General features: G+C 31.9%; 16 protein-coding genes. 9 read left to right on the top strand and 7 right to left on the bottom strand.

Going from position 1 to position 16882, the window contains the following annotated elements:
* Positions 1-1558, bottom strand: a 1558-nt coding sequence (locus tag MK115_RS06005) for an ABC1 kinase family protein (RefSeq protein ID WP_287610233.1), incomplete at its 3' end; no start/stop codon positions are given.
* 64 nt (positions 1559-1622) lie between these two features.
* On the opposite strand from MK115_RS06005, the gene MK115_RS06000 reads away from it, so the two are divergent.
* Both MK115_RS06000 and MK115_RS05995 read left to right on the top strand, forming a co-directional pair.
* The gene (locus MK115_RS06000) at positions 1623-3020 is read left to right on the top strand and encodes an aminotransferase class I/II-fold pyridoxal phosphate-dependent enzyme (protein ID WP_287610231.1); all 1398 of its coding nucleotides are present in this window, start codon (positions 1623-1625) and stop codon (positions 3018-3020) included.
* A 9-nt stretch (positions 3021-3029) separates the two neighbouring features.
* Complete coding sequence (locus MK115_RS05995) at positions 3030-3887, top strand: phosphatidate cytidylyltransferase (protein ID WP_287610229.1); 858 nt, start codon at positions 3030-3032, stop codon at positions 3885-3887.
* A 12-nt stretch (positions 3888-3899) separates the two neighbouring features.
* Here MK115_RS05995 and MK115_RS05990 read toward each other — a convergent pair whose 3' ends face one another.
* From MK115_RS05990 to rimI, 4 genes are all read right to left on the bottom strand, one after another.
* Positions 3900-4799: an alpha/beta fold hydrolase gene (locus MK115_RS05990; protein ID WP_287610227.1), complete on the bottom strand. Its 900-nt coding sequence runs from the start codon at positions 4797-4799 to the stop codon at positions 3900-3902.
* 7 nt (positions 4800-4806) lie between these two features.
* A complete protein-coding gene (locus tag MK115_RS05985; RefSeq protein ID WP_287610225.1) occupies positions 4807-5898 on the bottom strand; it encodes an iron-containing alcohol dehydrogenase in 1092 nt (363 codons plus the stop codon).
* Between the two features lie 15 nt (positions 5899-5913).
* The gene (locus MK115_RS05980; RefSeq protein ID WP_287610223.1) at positions 5914-8439 is read right to left on the bottom strand and encodes an ATP-dependent Clp protease ATP-binding subunit; all 2526 of its coding nucleotides are present in this window, start codon (positions 8437-8439) and stop codon (positions 5914-5916) included.
* 179 nt (positions 8440-8618) lie between these two features.
* Positions 8619-9059, bottom strand: a complete 441-nt coding sequence (gene rimI / locus MK115_RS05975) for a ribosomal protein S18-alanine N-acetyltransferase (protein ID WP_287610221.1) — start codon at positions 9057-9059, stop codon at positions 8619-8621.
* A gap of 87 nt (positions 9060-9146) precedes the next feature.
* Between rimI and lysA the strand changes: the two genes are divergently transcribed.
* From lysA to MK115_RS05945, 6 genes are read left to right on the top strand one after another with little or no spacing between them, the layout of a single operon-like run.
* Positions 9147-10520, top strand: coding sequence for a diaminopimelate decarboxylase (lysA, locus tag MK115_RS05970; RefSeq protein WP_287610219.1), 1374 nt, complete (start codon positions 9147-9149; stop codon positions 10518-10520).
* Between the two features lie 28 nt (positions 10521-10548).
* Positions 10549-11457, top strand: coding sequence for a diadenylate cyclase CdaA (cdaA, locus tag MK115_RS05965; RefSeq protein WP_287610217.1), 909 nt, complete (start codon positions 10549-10551; stop codon positions 11455-11457).
* A 3-nt stretch (positions 11458-11460) separates the two neighbouring features.
* Positions 11461-12264 (top strand): undecaprenyl pyrophosphate synthase, encoded by an 804-nt coding sequence (gene uppS / locus MK115_RS05960; RefSeq protein WP_287610216.1) that lies wholly within the window; start codon positions 11461-11463, stop codon positions 12262-12264.
* A gap of 5 nt (positions 12265-12269) precedes the next feature.
* Positions 12270-13277, top strand: a complete 1008-nt coding sequence (gene bioB / locus MK115_RS05955) for a biotin synthase BioB (protein ID WP_287610214.1) — start codon at positions 12270-12272, stop codon at positions 13275-13277.
* On the top strand, positions 13274-14206 hold the full coding sequence (trhO, locus tag MK115_RS05950; protein WP_287610212.1) for an oxygen-dependent tRNA uridine(34) hydroxylase TrhO: 933 nt from the start codon (positions 13274-13276) through the stop codon (positions 14204-14206). The genes bioB and trhO overlap by 4 nt, the downstream gene beginning before the upstream one ends.
* Before the next feature lie 11 nt (positions 14207-14217).
* Positions 14218-14718, top strand: coding sequence for a hypothetical protein (locus MK115_RS05945; protein ID WP_287610210.1), 501 nt, complete (start codon positions 14218-14220; stop codon positions 14716-14718).
* Here MK115_RS05945 and lipA read toward each other — a convergent pair.
* Complete coding sequence (lipA, locus tag MK115_RS05940) at positions 14715-15614, bottom strand: lipoyl synthase (RefSeq protein ID WP_287610208.1); 900 nt, start codon at positions 15612-15614, stop codon at positions 14715-14717. The two genes, MK115_RS05945 and lipA, sit on opposite strands and share 4 nt — an antisense overlap.
* A 3-nt stretch (positions 15615-15617) precedes the next feature.
* Positions 15618-16217: a recombination mediator RecR gene (gene recR, locus MK115_RS05935; protein ID WP_025938485.1), complete on the bottom strand. Its 600-nt coding sequence runs from the start codon at positions 16215-16217 to the stop codon at positions 15618-15620.
* Between the two features lie 103 nt (positions 16218-16320).
* Between recR and psbP the strand changes: the two genes are divergently transcribed.
* Complete coding sequence (gene psbP / locus MK115_RS05930) at positions 16321-16878, top strand: photosystem II reaction center PsbP (RefSeq protein ID WP_209117824.1); 558 nt, start codon at positions 16321-16323, stop codon at positions 16876-16878.
* Positions 16879-16882: the final 4 nt, after the last annotated feature.

The raw sequence follows: 16882 nt of genomic DNA, 5'->3' as shown, positions 1-16882 counted from the left end.
ATTCTATTTTGTCATCTTTTATTAGACTTAAAAGAAGATTCTTCCTAACTTCGGATCCTTTTTTACTAACAAATAATTTCAATCCAGCGTTAGCAACTGGTATGAGATCTGAATTAATATTCTCTGAATCTCTAAATAAAATGTTTAGTAAACTTTCAACTTTTTCTATTTGGATTTGACCTTTTTTATCAAAAACGACTTCTAAAAGTATTTCTAAAATCTCTTCAGAATTATCGGTAAGTAGTTTTTTAGCAATATATGGATAAGCTATTTTTAAAATTTTAAATTCAGGATCTAACCTTAGTGCTAAACCTTCTTGACTAACAACGGCTCTTATTATTAAGGCAAACCTACTGGGAACTCTGAAAGGATAGGAATACATTAGTTTTGAGAATTTATCAGTTACATTTTTAAGATTAAAATTACCAACCTCAGCGCCAAAAGATCCTCCTAGAACTTCTTTTAATGGTTCAACAAGTTTTTGAAGATCTTGTTCTTTGGTTAAAAAACCTAATTTCTGGAAATCTTCTGCGAGAAGATAATATTCTTCGTTTATTATGTGAACAATTGCCTTAATAAGAGTAAGTCTATCTGAATTTGTAATAGTATCCATCATTCCGAAATCAACATAAGCTAAATTCCCACAATCTGCATTTCCTCCTTTGAGAGCAAACATATTTCCTGGATGTGGGTCTGCATGAAAATATCCAAATTCAAATAATTGCTGCAGTCCACTGATGACACATGTTTTTATAAACGAAGCAGGTATTAAGTTATTTTCCTCTAGTAAAGCTCGATCTCTTAACTTAACTCCATCAATCCAAGAAGTTGTGATTACCCTTTTGGATGAAAACTGTTTTTCTAATTTAGGAATAAAAATATTTGGGTTTTCTTTGAATAAATTTGCAAACCTCAAAGCATTTTCGGCCTCTTTTTGATAGTCAATTTCATCAAAAAGTGCCTTACCGAATTCATCTATTATTTCTCCAATTCCAACACCTATATTTAAAGGTAAAAGTGGGGATAAAAAAGTTCCTAAAAACCTTAAGATTACAACATCCCTTCTTATGAGAAAGTATAAATTTGGCCGCTGTACTTTCACAGCTAGATAAGAATTATTTAATTTTGCTTTATAAACTTGACCTAAGCTTGCTGAAGCAATAGGACTATCTGGAAACTCTTCAAATAATTCATTAGCAGGGGATCCAAGTTCCTCTTCAATAATTTTTAAAGCAATTTTGTGATCAAATGCTGGGAGATTATCTTGTAATTTTGTAAGTTCTGTAAGCCAATCTTGTCTAACAAGATCTGGTCTAGTTGAGAGTGCTTGGCCTAATTTGATAAAACAAGGTCCTAAATCTGTTATTACATCAAAAAGATATTTCGAGAGATTTTTTTGTACATTTTTATTTTTACTGTTACCTTGAAAAAGTATTCTTAAAAAAAGAAAAATAAAAGTTAAAAGGATATATAAAACTCTTGGGATAAAAATCCATGGTCTCAAAATCAACCAAAGTAAGTCATCTTTTGCTGAATATTTCGAATAAGATCTTTTCATTAAAGTTAAAAAATATCAAAAAAGATTACCATGTAGTCCATTCTATATATGTCAATAATACTTTATGAGCATTTCATCTTTTCTAACTAAAAAGTTTTTAAAGTCTTTATTCTTTCCCGCTCATAACAGAGGGGCAGCTTTACCAAAGAAATTAGTGAAGTTGTTAAAAAATCCACCTGGGTATTGGGACTTGCCCGAACTACCAGAAATAGGCTCCCCACTATCCCAAAGCGGATTAATTGCTAAATCTCAAAGAGAATTCTCCGACAAATTTGGGGCTAAAGGATGTTTTTTTGGAGTTAATGGAGCTTCCGGATTAATACAATCAGCAGTAATTGCAATGGCAAATCCAGGCGAAAATATCCTGATGCCTAGAAATGTTCATATAAGTGTTATAAAAATCTGTGCGATGCAGAATATAAATCCAATATTTTTTGACTTAGAATTTTCAACCATAACGGGTCATTACAAACCAATTACAAAAATTTGGTTGGAAAATGTATTTAAAAAATTAAATTTTGATGAGAATAAAATTGCAGGGGTTATTCTTGTAAATCCCTCTTATCATGGTTATGCCGGAGATTTAGAGCCTTTAATAGATTGTTGTCATCAAAAAAATTTACCTGTTTTAGTTGATGAAGCCCATGGTTCATATTTCCTTTTTTGTGAAAACCTTAATTTACCAAAACCGGCCTTATCATCAAACGCTGATTTAGTGGTTAATTCATTGCATAAGTCGCTCAATGGATTAACTCAAACGGCGGTACTTTGGTACAAAGGGAATCTAATAAATGAAGGTAATTTAATCAAAAGTATTAATTTGCTGCAAACTACCAGTCCAAGTTCCTTATTACTTTCTTCTTGTGAAGAGTCTATTAGGGACTGGCTTAACAAAAAAAGTTTATCAAAATATCAAAAAAGAATTTTAGAGGCAAAAAGTATTTATAAAAAATTAATTCAAAAAAATATTCCTCTCATAGAAACTCAAGACCCCTTAAAAATTGTAGTAAATACCTCTAAGGCTGGGATTGATGGTTTTACTGCTGATAATTTTTTTTATAGAAATGGACTTATTGCCGAATTACCAGAAATGATGACTCTCACTTTTTGCTTAGGATTTGGAAATCAAAAAGATTTTCTTAATTTATTTGAAAAGTTATGGAAAAAATTACTATTAAATTCCAAAAAATCAAAAAGTTTAGAAGTGCTCAAATCGCCCTTTAAATTAGTTCAAGCACCCGAAATCGAAATTGGAATTGCTTGGAGAAGTAAGACTCGGAGTATTCCTTTCTCACAATCATTAAATAAAATATCTGGAGATATTATTTGCCCTTATCCTCCTGGGATACCTCTACTAGTTCCTGGCGAAAAAATTGATATAGATAGGTTTAATTGGATAAATAATCAAAGTTTATGCAACAAGGATCTGGTAAATTTTAATATAAGAGTCTTAGAAACATAGCAATTTCATATGAGATTAAGAAGCGGATTACTTATAGGAATTTTTGGTTTAATTGTTGTTTTGTTGGGGGGATGGTTTTTTACATTGGCAACTGCTTTGCTTACATATCTAGCATTATTAGAATTTTTTAGAATGGCAGAATTTAAAGGAATAAGACCAGCTACAAAAACCACATTATTTTCATCCTTTATTATTATAGTTTCTACTTATCTTGAGACTATTGGTGTGCTTGAAGGAGAAATTTCAAATTCAATTTTGCCAATCTGTTCAGTTGGGATATGTACTTGGTTACTTTTGCAACCAAAACCTGGGACAATTTCAGATATTGCAGCATCTATTTTTGGATTATTCTATTTAGGTTTTTTACCTAGTTACTGGATTAAGTTAAGGGGATTAGATTCAGTGATAATAAGTTCAAATCAGGGTTTTATGTCGTTTGAGAACTTATCAAATACTACAGGTCTTCATTTAACTTTAACTTCTTGTTTTTTAATTGTAGCTAGTGATATTGGTTCTTATTTCATTGGGAAGTCATTTGGTAAAACATCTCTATCTCCAATATCTCCGAGCAAAACTATAGAAGGTTTAATTGGAGGAATATCCTGTTCAATTTTACTAGCAATATTTTTCGCATTTTTAATGAATTGGGAAAATCCATTAATTGTTGGAATAATTTATGGAATTTCAATTTCTCTTATGGCATTAGTTGGAGATTTAATTGAATCTATGATGAAGAGAGATGCAAAAATAAAAGATTCCGGAACTTTTTTACCGGGACATGGAGGAATTCTTGACAGAATTGACAGTTACATCTTTACTCCATCTGTTTTGTATTATATTTTTATAATTCTCAAGTATCTAAATTAATTAAGAAATCTTTTATTCCAAAAAATAATCTTGGATAATTTTACTAGATAATGATGGAAGATCTATATGCGGAAGATGACCACAATTTTGTAACCCTACAAAATTTAATTTTTCAATATTTCCTATTTTTTTAAGCTCTTTTTTTCCAAGAATTCGATCATTTTCTCCACATAATGTTTTAATTGGGATATTTTGGATATATTTTTGAGTTCCTGCAAACCCACCACTTTTTGCAAATGATGCAAGTGAATTCCTCCATCCTTTACAACCTAAATGAATTGAAGCAATTTGCTCTTCCATCTTACCAACGCATTCATCTGGAAAAGCAAATGCTTGCCTACAAAGACTTTTTCTAACCTGAGGCAATCCAAGAAATGAGGCGCCAATTTGGTTAAGAGGAAAAGGGATACTCTTAGGTTCTCCAAACAATCCGGCGGGGGACAAAAGGATAATTTTATCAATAGAATCAGGAATTTCATAAGCAAGTTTTAAAGCTGTTGAGCCTCCCATAGAGGCACCTATAATTTTTAGATTCTTTGTTATTTTTAAGGTCTTAAGGAGATCAATTAAATGCGAAATTATTTTCGAGGAATTGTATTCATTTGTTGCGCACCTGGGACTAAAACCAAAACCCAGAAGATCAGGAACGATAACTTGAAAATTTCTTTTTAGTGATTTATATATTCTTCTGAATTCTAAAAAACTACTATCAAAGCCATGTAGAAGAAGTATAGGTTGACCTTTTCCTCCCATAACTACTGGGAATTTTAAGGAGTTCCAATTTTGGTTGAGTTTTATCCACTTAACATCATTTGCCAAATAAAGACCTAAAGGATCTAATAGTGACAATTTGGCACTTTCGAAAAATTCTGCATTTAAATCACTTAATTGTTCAAAATTGTTTTTAGTCAAAAAATATTTATGTTTTAATTTTTTGTTGTTCAAAATTTGAAATAACCTCTATTATGTCCCGTTTATTAATTTCAAAAGGCAAAAAGTGAATCTCAGATTTATCTCGACAAGTAAAATCAGCAATTTTCTCTAAATTATTATTTTCAAAAACATTTATTCCAAGTTGTCCGATAGTAGTTGGCAAATTCAATTCTTTCATAAGTACAAATAATTGTTTAATTGATTGATCAGCTAATTTATTATTATTTTTCATTTCTTCTAGTCTTAATTGCAATAATAATCCAACCCCAACAATCTCACCATGTAAGAATTTATTAGGGGTGATTATCTGAGTAATTGCATTATGAATAGCATGTGCTGCTGCAGTCCTACATTTTTCTCCACCAATACCGCCAACTAATCCTGCTGTAAGTCCACATGCTTCTACAGTATTTTGCCAAGATGGATTATTTTCAAATTGACCCTTAAATGCTTTTCCTCCATCTATTAATAGTTGATCTCTTAAAACTCTTGATATCTGAATTGCTTGTTGAACAAGACCGTCATCTATTTTTGAACTTGTTATTGAGGATTCGTACCATTTTGCCAAGGCATCTGCTATGCCACTTGCAAGTGTTCTTGATGGAGCTGTTTGAATAAATTTATGATCAAAAACTAGTATTTTCGGACAAGATCCTAATGCAACATCTTTTATAAATTGACCATCCTTTGTATAAATATTCGATAAGGCTGTCCAACCAGCACATGTAGAGGCGCTAAGGGGAACTGTAATACAAGGGATATTAAGAGACTCGGCTATATATTTTCCAGAGTCTAGAACTTTGCCACCTCCAGCTGCGATAACACAATCATTATTATTATTTGAAATAATATTCTTAACTCTTGAAATATCTTCGTAACAACAATCAAATTGTAAATTAGCAGAATTAACATTAAGTTTTTGATTTTTTAAATCATTAAAAATATTATTTCTCAAATTATTCGTTTGAATCCCTCTACCTAGAATTAATGGACTTTTAGTTAATTTAGTAATTTGAGGTAAAGATTCTTCCCAAGCATAATTTCCCCTATATATAGTTTCTGGAGAGATTGACTGCATATTTACTTTGAATGATTAGAAGTTAGCACCTGCTAACTCTTGAGAAGATTCTTCAGAAGAAATATTTATTGTAACTTTTTTATTATCATCTATATCAACTAAAGCATTATCTCCATCTTTTATTCTCCCAGAAAGAACTTCTTCAGCCAAACTATCTTCTAGTAAACGCATAACTGCCCTTCTCAAAGGTCTCGCTCCGTATGAAGGATTGTAACCTTCTTCAACAAGTCTTTCTTTGAAAGCATCGGTGACATTTAATTTAATACCTTTATCTTGTAGTCGGACAAAAACTTCTTGCAACATTATTTCAGCAATTTCTTTAACTTCATTTTTAGTTAATTGTCTGAATACAATTATTTCATCAAGTCTATTTAAAAATTCAGGCCTAAAGTATTGCTTAAGTTCTTCATTAACTAGTGATTTAATTCTATTATATTGGCTATCTTCAACTGAATCACCTGAGAATTCGAATCCTAGTCCGCCACCACCTTTCTCGATTACTTTTGAACCGATATTAGAGGTCATTATTAACAATGTATTTTTAAAATCTACAGTTCTACCTTTGGAGTCAGTTAATCTTCCGTCTTCAAGTAGTTGCAATAATAAGTTGAAAACATCTGGATGCGCCTTTTCAACTTCATCAAATAAAACGACGGTATAAGGACGTCTTCTAACAGCTTCAGTAAGCTGACCACCTTCATTAAAACCAACATAACCAGGAGGCGAGCCTATAAGTTTACTAACTGTATGTCTTTCCATAAATTCTGACATATCTAATCTGATCATTGCTTCTTCACTACCGAAGAAATATGAAGCTAATGATTTAGTCAATTCAGTTTTACCAACACCGGTAGGTCCAGAAAAGATAAAACTTGCTATGGGTCTATTAGGATTTTTTAATCCAACTCTTGCTCTTCTTATAGCTCTTGAGACAGCCTTTACAGCTTCATCTTGTCCAATTAGCCTTTGGTGAAGTGTTTCCTCCATATTAAGAAGCTTGACTGATTCAGTTTCTGTTAATTTTTGAACAGGAACACCTGTCCATGAAGCCACAATATGAGCTACATCCTCTTCACTAACAAGGGGACTTTGTAAAAGTTTTGAATCACTTTTTACAGAATTATCAGCATCAGATTGATCTCCAGTTGTAGATTCTTTTTTATTATCCAATACCTCTTTAATTTTTGCAGACAATTCCATCTCTTTTTCGCGTAATTGGCCAGCTTGATCAAAATTTTGGTCTCTTACAGATTCTTCCTTCTGTTTTTGGACTTGTCTTAGTTCTCTATCTATTTGTTTTGCTTCAGGCGGAAGTTTAGAGTTTATTAAACGTACTCTACTTCCAGCCTCGTCGATGAGGTCAATAGCCTTATCAGGTAAAAATCTGTCAGATATATAACGATCCCCTAAATGAGCGGCGGCCTCTAGCGCATCATCAGTAATTTTTAGACGATGATGTTGTTCGTAACGCTCTCTAAGACCTTTTAAAATTTCGATTGTATCTTCTATAGATGGCTCACCTACCATTACAGGCTGGAATCTTCTTTCTAGAGCAGCATCTCTTTCAATATGTTTTCTATATTCATCTAGAGTTGTTGCTCCAATACATTGAAGTTCCCCTCTAGCTAATGCTGGCTTAAGTATATTTGCTGCATCTATAGCTCCTTCAGCAGCTCCAGCACCAATTAAAGTATGCACTTCATCTATGACAAGAATGACGTTACCTGCTGATTTAATTTCTTCCATTATTTTTTTTAACCTTTCTTCAAATTCACCTCTATATTTTGTTCCTGCTACCAAAAGACCTATATCAAGAGTCAAAACTCTTTTATCTTCAAGTATGTCTGGAATATCCCCAGTTTGTATTCTTTGAGCTAAACCTTCTGCGATAGCTGTTTTACCTACACCTGGCTCCCCAATAAGAACAGGATTATTTTTTGTCCTCCTACCTAGTATTTGAACTACACGATCTATTTCTGAATGGCGTCCAACGACTGGATCTAATTTTGATTCACTTGCTAATTTTGTTAAATTTGTTCCGAATTCATCAAGAGTAGCAGTTTTTAAGTTGCCCTTAGTTGTACTTGCCCCTGTGCCAACTTCGGCGGTTTCACCAAGCATCCTTATAACTTGAGTTCTAACTTTTGTAAGGTCAATATTAAGATTTTCAAGAACTCTTGCAGCAACACCTTCACCTTCTCTTATTAAACCTAACAATAAATGTTCTGTACCAATGTAATTGTGGCCAAGTTGACGAGCCTCTTCTAAAGATAGTTCTAAAACTCTTTTAGCCCTAGGAGTAAAAGGTATTTCTACAGCTACAAAACCTGAACCTCTACCTATTATCTTTTCCACCTCTATCCTTGAATCTTTTAAATTAACTCCAAGTGATTTAAGTACTTTCGCTGCGACCCCAGTTCCTTCTCCAATTAACCCCAAAAGAATTTGTTCAGTTCCAACAAAATTATGACCAAGTCTTCTAGCTTCCTCTTGAGCAAGCATAATGACTTTTATAGCTTTTTCTGTAAATCTTTCAAACATTAGAAGATTAAATTCCTACTAATAACCTACCAGTAATATGTCAATTTTGTGTTCAGAATGAGCTTTTGTGAATACCCAAAAGTATAATTTATCAAATTAAATTGAACTTTTTTAGTGATATAGCAAGAAATTATAGTAATTTCAAGGATTCTGGTTATCCGAACATTTAAATTTTTACATTATTTTGTTGTTAATTTTTTTTCTTTTAAAAGAGCATGTGAACCATCTTTATAATAATTTTTTCTTATTCCTACAGTAGAAAAATCAAAGCGACTATAAAATCTTTCAGCAGTAACATTGCTCTGAGAAACCTCTAATAGTAATTTCTTTAAATTTAATTTTTCACATTTTTTTATTAAATAGCTCATAAGATAAGATCCAAATCCCTTTTTTCTAAATTTCTTATTTACAACAAAATAATTTATTTGAGCTTCATCAAGAACAACTTGAAAAACACATATACCAATGACTAAATTTTTAATTAATAACCCAAAGATTTTTGTACCATCTTTTTTGAATTCGTTAGCCCATTGTTCTTTACTCCATAGAGAAATCGTATTTGAATCTAATTCATAACATAAATCAATATCTTTCTTATTTATTTGTTTAATAGATATCATTTATTATGTATTTATATCTAGAAAGTTCAAATCTAAAGTCATTATAAAATATGACAGTTTTGGCAAAGCTTTATTTAAAGTTCTCCCATGGAAGAAAAACAATCTTTTTTAAAACAAAAAATTGACTTGGAAAGTCCTAACAGAAATATCATGCCCATTACCACATCCATTGAAGGAGATGGGAAATTGTCAGTTGGTGGATGTTCTATTGAAGAACTAGTTAAAAAATATGATTCTCCTCTTTATATCTTAGATGAAATCACTTTAAGAAATTCTTGTAAAGCGTACAAAAAAGCATTAGAAAAATATTACCCAGGAAAATCCTTGCCCATATATGCTTCTAAGGCAAATAGTTCCATTTTCATGAGTAGTCTTGTTTCCTCGGAAGGTTTAGGACTTGATGCTGTTTCAGAAGGAGAACTATTAACTGCTATTAAAGGTGGGGTTCCAAATGAAAAAATTGTTTTTCATGGTAACAACAAATCAGACAAAGAATTAGAATTCGCAGTTAGAAATAATATTAAAGTTATTGTAGATAATGATTACGACTTAGAAAGATTAGATGAGATCTCAAATTCATTTAATCATGATTTAGAAATAATGATTCGCTTTACTCCTGGGATAGAATGCCATACACATGAATATATTAGAACTGGATCATTTGATAGCAAATTTGGTTTCGGAATAGAATATTTAAATACTCTATTTAACAGAATCAGCAATACAAAGCACCTAAAATTAAAAGGTTTACATGCTCATATTGGTTCACAGATTTTTGAACTAGACCCTCATAAGGATCTGGGAGAAATAATGGTAAAGGTTATCTTAGACGCCAAAAAATTTGGTCATAATATTGAGGAACTAAATGTTGGCGGGGGTTTAGGTATCAGGTATACAGAAAGTGATGATCCCCCTTCAATTGATGAATGGGTAAAAACAATTTCTTCTTCCGTTGTTGAAGCTTGTAAAAAAAACAACTTAGATTTTCCCACATTAATGTGCGAACCTGGTAGATCTATTGTATCTACAGCAGGTATAACCATTTACAAAATTGGGGCTTTTAAAGAAATTCCTGGTATCAGAACATATTTATCTGTTGATGGTGGTATGAGTGATAATCCAAGACCAATAACATATCAATCAAATTATTCTGCATGTTTAGTAAGTAATCCATTTAATATTAATTCCAAAAATAAATATACTATTGCTGGTAAGCACTGCGAATCGGGAGATGTATTGTTTAAAGAAATTGAACTAGCAGAATGTAAAACGGGAGATCTTATATGTGTTTTTGGTACTGGTGCATATAATAATTCAATGAGTTCTAACTACAACAGAATTCCAAGACCTGCTGCTCTCTTAGTTAAAGATGGAGAGGCAGAAATTATTCAAAAAAGAGAAAGCCCATTGGATCTTTTAAAATATGACGTATTACCTGATCGCTTTATCAAACAAAATTAGGTACATTTAAATTAATTTTGTTTTTAGTGTGAATTTCTGGGGGATTATAAATTTAAAGCTTTTATTAGATGTCTTATTTGCTGTTGGTTTCGGACTATTATTATTCTCTAGAGTAAAAGAACAACGGACATTATGGCTTCTAAGAGGATATTTGTTTTTAGTATCATCCGCATGGTTTATTCAAAGATATGCATACTTACCACTAACATCAAAATTAATTGATGCTGTAGTCCTCGCTTGCTCTCTCTCATTAGCGATCCTTTGGCAAGGAGAGTTAAGAAGATTAATGGAATTACTAGGCACTGGGAGGCTAGCTGTATTACTTGGGAATCCACCAAAGGAATTTAGAGCAACTTCAACTACCATTACTCAGTTAGTTGATACTGCAGGTAAACTCTCTCAAAATAGAAGAGGTGCTTTAATCGTTGTAGATTTGGGGAGTGATTTAAGACCTGAAGATTTTTTATATTCAGGTACCAATATTGAGGCACAATTATCAACTGACCTTTTAATAAATCTTTTTGCAACAGATACGCCTTTACATGATGGAGCAGTTCTTGTGAAAGGAAATAAAATAATTTCTGCTGGCGTAATACTTCCTCTCTCAAGACAAGGAATAAGTAGATATGGCACAAGACATTTAGCAGCATTAGGAATTACAGAAAGATTTGACAGATGTATTTGTATTGTTGTTTCTGAAGAAACAGGTACGTTATCATTAGCAAACCAAGGCAAACTCGAAAGGCCAATAACCAGCAGCAGGTTACAAGAACTTCTTGCAAAATTGATTGGTAATCAAAACTCTATGGGAGCAAATAAAGCATCTTTAAGTAAAAATGTCTTATCCCAAAAGACAGACTCGGGTGATAATATCATCAGTGATATTAATAAAAAAGAGTCAGAAAAATCAGAAATTTTTATTAACAAAAAGGATTAACTAATGAGTTTAGAAAAAGTAATAGACGATAAAATTAGTGCCTTATTAATGAAAATAGATAAGCAAAAATTGCCCAAACATGTAGCAATAATTATGGACGGCAATGGGAGATGGGCGACTAGAAAAGGTTTACCCCGATCATTTGGACATAAACAGGGCGTTAGTGTATTAAAAAAAATTCTCAAAGCTGCAAAAAATTTAGGTTGTAAAGTAATTACTGTTTATGCTTTTTCAACTGAGAATTGGACAAGACCAACAAAAGAAGTTGATTTTCTTATAAATCTTTTTAGCGAAGTTTTAAAAAACGAAATTAAAGAGATACATGAAGAATCAACAAAAATAAAATTTATTGGAGATTTAACTCCTTTCCCAAAAAATTTAAAAGAAATAATCTCTAGTTCAGAATCACTTACTAAAAACAACAATAAATTTTTATTCAATGTTTGTGTTAATTACGGAGGTAGACAAGAAATAGTAAAAGTTGCAAAAGAACTAGCATTAAAATCTTCTGCTGGGGAAATAAAACCAAGTGAAATTAATGAAGAATTATTTAATTCAGAGCTATTAACTGGAGGGATTAAGGATCCAGAATTACTAATAAGAACTAGTGGTGAAAAAAGGATAAGTAATTTTTTATTATGGCAATTAGCATATTCAGAAATTTATATATCTGACGTACTTTGGCCAGAGTTCAATGAGCATGAATTTCTTAAAGCAATAATTGATTACCAATCAAGAAATAGACGTTTCGGCGGTATAGAATCATTACCAAATGAATCTTTTGAAGATTCTCAATATATTTCCTAATAAAAATGGCTAATTCGAATAATCAGTTATTAAAAGAAATTAGGTTCGATTGGAATAAAGAGGAGATATTGGAAATACTTAATATGCCTCTTATTGATTTAATGTGGGAATCACAAACCGTTCACAGGAAATTTAACAAATACGACATTCAATTAGCATCATTGTTCAGCGTAAAAACTGGTGGATGTGAGGAAAATTGTTCGTATTGTAGCCAATCAATTTATAGTGCTAGCGAAATCAAAAGTCATCCACAATTTCAAGTTGAAGAGGTTTTAGCAAGAGCTCAAATAGCAAAAAATGAGGGTGCAGATAGGTTTTGTATGGGTTGGGCGTGGAGAGAAATTAGAGATGGGAAATCTTTTAATGCAATGTTAGAGATGGTTAGCGGTGTAAGAGATTTAGGGATGGAAGCATGCGTTACTGCTGGGATGCTTACAGAAGAACAAGCTTCCAGACTGGCTGATGCAGGTTTGACCGCGTATAACCACAATCTTGATACTAGTCCTGAGCATTATAAAAATATTATTACGACTAGAACTTATCAAGACAGACTAGATACTATCAAAAGAGTAAGAAATGCAGGAATAAATGTTTGTTGTGGAGGAATAATAGGTTTGGGTGAAACTAATGGCGATAGAGCATCTCTTTTGGAAGTGCTTTCAAACATGAATCCACACCCTGAAAGTGTTCCTATAAATTCATTAGTAGCTATTGAAGGTACTGGTTTAGAAGATAATCAAGAAATTGATTCTATTGAAATGATAAGGATGATAGCTACAGCAAGAATTCTTATGCCTAAAAGTAAAATAAGATTAAGTGCAGGGCGAGAAAAGCTTTCAAAAGAAGCCCAAATTTTATGTTTTCAATGTGGGGCAAATTCAATTTTTTATGGAGATGAGTTACTCACAACTTCAAATCCATCTTTTCAATCAGACAGAAAACTTCTTAAAGAGGTTGGAGTATCATTTAACAAAGATTTTGAAACTTGTGAAAAAACATTATCTTCTTTATGAAAGGCAAAAATTATAAAATAGTTTCTCTTTACTCTTTCTTCCCATTTCAAGAAAACTTAATTCTTGATCTAAAAAATAAATTATTAGAAATCGAAAATGAAAACGATCTTTCAGGTTTATTAATTTTTGCAAGTGAGGGCATTAATGGAACTATTTGTGCTGAGAAAAATGTAATTGATATTGTTATCAATTTACTTAATAAATATGCAGATAATAGAAATTTGAATATTAAAGTAAACTTTTCAAAAAAGAAAGTCTTCAAAAAATTAAAAATAAAAATCAAGAAAGAAATAGTTACCATGGGTGTCCCTGAAATAAACCCTTCAGAAAATAATGGGACCTATATTGACTCAGCTGATTGGAATAAGTTAATTAAAAATCAAAATACAATAGTCATTGATACTAGAAATCATTATGAGGTTTCTATAGGTACATTTCAGAACTCTATAAACCCAAATACAAGAAACTTTAGCGAATTCCCCAAGTGGGTAGATGATCATTTAGATACCCATTTAGAAAATAAAGAGTCTACAAATATAGCAATGTTTTGTACCGGAGGAATAAGATGTGAAAAAGCTACTAGTTTGCTGAAAAAGAAAGGTTATAAAAATATTTATCACCTACAAGGGGGTATCCTTCAATACCTTGACGATATACCAAAAGAAAAAAACTTATTTGAAGGTGAATGTTATGTTTTTGATAAAAGAGTTGCTTTAGATCAAGAATTAGAAAAAGGCTCCTACTCGATTTGTCATGCATGTGGAATGCCAGTTTCAATTCAAGATCAAGAAAGAAAAGAATATAGAAAGGGTATCCAATGTCATTTCTGCATAGATCAATTCAGTGATGATGATAGGAAAAGGTTTGAAGAAAGACAAAAACAGATCGATAGATTAAAAGTGGAAAATCATAAAATCTATAAGGACTAATTTTCAAAATCATGAAAGTTGAAGAATTAGAAAAATTAGCAGGTACCATTGGATTATTAATTAAAATTCAAGTTAGAGAAACTCTCGGATTATGTTTCTTTAGAATCGTTATAGCAGAACAGAAAGATAACATAATTAAGATTTGGGCCGAAATGAAAGGTTGGACTTATTTAAATAAACAAGGTATTCAGCTTGATACATTAAGAATCCTTAGTAAAGCTCCTGCTTTTGTTTCGGAATTAATATGGGCAACAACTATGGCTTGGGCAATTGAAAAAAAATCAAGCAACAAAGCAAGACTTTTAGCTATTTTTGATAGTGAAGGATATAGTAAAAAACTTGTAAGATATTTCAAGTTAATAGGATTCAAAATTGTAAAAGAAGTTGGTTCTAGCCCAGTAGATCTTTTATTAAGATTGGTTTGGGGAGGTGCAGGTACACTTATGAACGGGGAATGTATTTCCATATTGAAAAGACTTGAAAAGAAACTCTCTTTAATTGAAGAAAGTTAACCCGCGTGATAACTACTTCTAACTAAAGGGCCAGAAGATACTTTTTTGAATCCTAATTCCTTAGAGAAGCGATATAAATATTCAAACTCTGATGGATCCCAATATTTCTTAACTGCCAAATGATTGAATGAGGGCCTTAAATATTGGCCAATTGTAATTTGATCACAATCTATTTTTTTAAGATCATAAATTGTATTTTTTATTTCATCCAATGTTTCCCCAAGACCTAACATAATGCCTGATTTAGTTTGAATATGAGGAGCAATATCCTTTGACTTTTTTAGTAAACTAAGGGATTTTTTGTAATTTGCACCCCTCCTAACTTCTTTTTGCAGTCTTTCAACAGTTTCAAGATTATGATTAAAGCATATTGGATCTTTTTCTAAAATCATCTTCAATCTCTCAGTCTGAAGGTTATTAGTTTCATCAAAATTTTTGCCCCCACCCCATAAATCAGGAGTTAAAACCTCTATTTTAATTGTTGAATCAATTTTTCTAATCTCATCAATTGTAGATATAAATAAATTTGCACCATGATCAGGGAGATCGTCTCTAGCTACAGATGTCAAAACAACATATTTCAAATTTAGTACTTTCACTGCTTCAGCGACTTGAGTACATTCATCAATATTGATAGAACTAGGTCTACCTTTATTTACCTGACAAAAAGCACATGAACGAGAACATATCGATCCACCCAGTAAGAAAGTGGCTGTTCCTGAGGCATAACATTCTGCTCTATTTGGACATCTTGCTTCTTCACAAATAGTATGAATATTTGATTTTTTGATGAGTGTTTGTATTTTTTCGAATTCTGAAGCTTTACTAATAGGAAATTTAATCCAAGAGGGAAGTCTTAAGATTTTTTCTTTCTTGATTAGATTATTGTCTCTCATTGTCTAATTTAGTTTTGTTCTTCCTTCTAACGCCCTTGCAAGTGTAACTTCATCCACATATTCAAGTTCACTGCCCATTGGGAGCCCATATGCAATCCTCGTAACTTTAGTAAAAGGGGCTAACAATTTTCCAATATAAAGACTTGTTGTATCTCCCTCAACACTTGGGGTCAATGCCAATATGATCTCATCTATTTCAGACTTACTAACTCTTTCTACCAAGCTTCTTATTTCTAAGAGTTCGGGGCCAACAGAATCCATTGGAGATATTAAACCACCAATAACATGGTAAACACCTTTAAATTCTCTGGCGCGCTCCAAAGCAAGCAAATCTTTAGTTTCTGCTACTACACAGATTAGTTTTTGATTTCTTTCAGTATTTTTACAAATTTCACATTCATCTTCTGAAGTCAAATTGAAACATTTTTTGCAACGACCAACATTACTATGTGCTTCTAACAGAGCCTTTGAAAAATCTCTTATTGTACTTTCAGGTTGTTTTAAAATAAACAGGGCTAATCGTTGCGCTGTTCTTGGACCAATCCCTGGGAATTTCTCAAAATGACCAATTAATTTTGAAAGCGGTTTGGTATAAGTAATCAAAATTAAACTATTTCTAGGGATAATTTAGACGCAAAATTCTGAATTGCCATAATTGTTTGCTTTTAATGTCTTATTATGTTTTTAGTTAGTAATTTCAAACAAAATGAAAAATATTAAATTTAACCCTTTCAAATATTTATTTTTGATTTTTTTGTGTTTAACACTGAGTGCTTGTAGTGGCGGACTAAATGCGGGATTAGAAGCTTATCAAAGTCCAGATGGAAGATATGCCTTTTTGTATCCAACAGGATGGACTAGAGTAAAAGTCGATGGAGGACCTGAAATTATTTATCATGATTTAATAAATAGTAATGAGACCTTAAGTTTAGTTATTTCTGATGTAAATAAAGAGGTTCAATTAGAGCAATTAGGAAGCCCAAGTGAAGTAGGTCAAACATTAATTGATAAAGTCATTGCTCCCGAAGGTTCAGGTAGAGAGGTAAAACTTATAAATGCCAATAAGAGGGAGGCATCCAATCATATTTTCTATGATTTAGAGTATGAATTAAATTTAAATGAACAGGCCAGACACGAATTAGCTACTGTCGTAATTGATAGAGGAACACTTTACACTTTCGCTGTGGGAACAAATGAAGAGAGATGGAATAAAGTTGACGGTATGTTTAGTAATGTAATTGAATCATTTAACTTTTTAATATAGTTTA

It is taken from the genome of Prochlorococcus sp. ALOHA_ZT_50, assembly GCF_022447305.1.
Taxonomy (GTDB): Bacteria; Cyanobacteriota; Cyanobacteriia; order PCC-6307; family Cyanobiaceae; genus Prochlorococcus_A.
This window is presented reverse-complemented; position numbering and strand designations above follow the sequence as displayed.

Excerpts from the sequence above, each read along its gene's own strand:
- MK115_RS06000 (WP_287610231.1), top strand. The coding sequence starts at position 1,623 with ATGAGCATTTCATCTTTTCTAACTAAAAAGTTTTTAAAGTCTTTATTC.
- MK115_RS05995 (WP_287610229.1), top strand. The coding sequence starts at position 3,030 with ATGAGATTAAGAAGCGGATTACTTATAGGAATTTTTGGTTTAATTGTT.
- MK115_RS05985 (WP_287610225.1), bottom strand. The coding sequence starts at position 5,898 with ATGCAGTCAATCTCTCCAGAAACTATATATAGGGGAAATTATGCTTGG.
- MK115_RS05980 (WP_287610223.1), bottom strand. The coding sequence starts at position 8,439 with ATGTTTGAAAGATTTACAGAAAAAGCTATAAAAGTCATTATGCTTGCT.
- rimI (WP_287610221.1), bottom strand. The coding sequence starts at position 9,059 with ATGATATCTATTAAACAAATAAATAAGAAAGATATTGATTTATGTTAT.
- lysA (WP_287610219.1), top strand. The coding sequence starts at position 9,147 with ATGGAAGAAAAACAATCTTTTTTAAAACAAAAAATTGACTTGGAAAGT.
- uppS (WP_287610216.1), top strand. The coding sequence starts at position 11,461 with ATGAGTTTAGAAAAAGTAATAGACGATAAAATTAGTGCCTTATTAATG.
- bioB (WP_287610214.1), top strand. The coding sequence starts at position 12,270 with ATGGCTAATTCGAATAATCAGTTATTAAAAGAAATTAGGTTCGATTGG.
- trhO (WP_287610212.1), top strand. The coding sequence starts at position 13,274 with ATGAAAGGCAAAAATTATAAAATAGTTTCTCTTTACTCTTTCTTCCCA.
- MK115_RS05945 (WP_287610210.1), top strand. The coding sequence starts at position 14,218 with ATGAAAGTTGAAGAATTAGAAAAATTAGCAGGTACCATTGGATTATTA.
- lipA (WP_287610208.1), bottom strand. The coding sequence starts at position 15,614 with ATGAGAGACAATAATCTAATCAAGAAAGAAAAAATCTTAAGACTTCCC.
- psbP (WP_209117824.1), top strand. The coding sequence starts at position 16,321 with ATGAAAAATATTAAATTTAACCCTTTCAAATATTTATTTTTGATTTTT.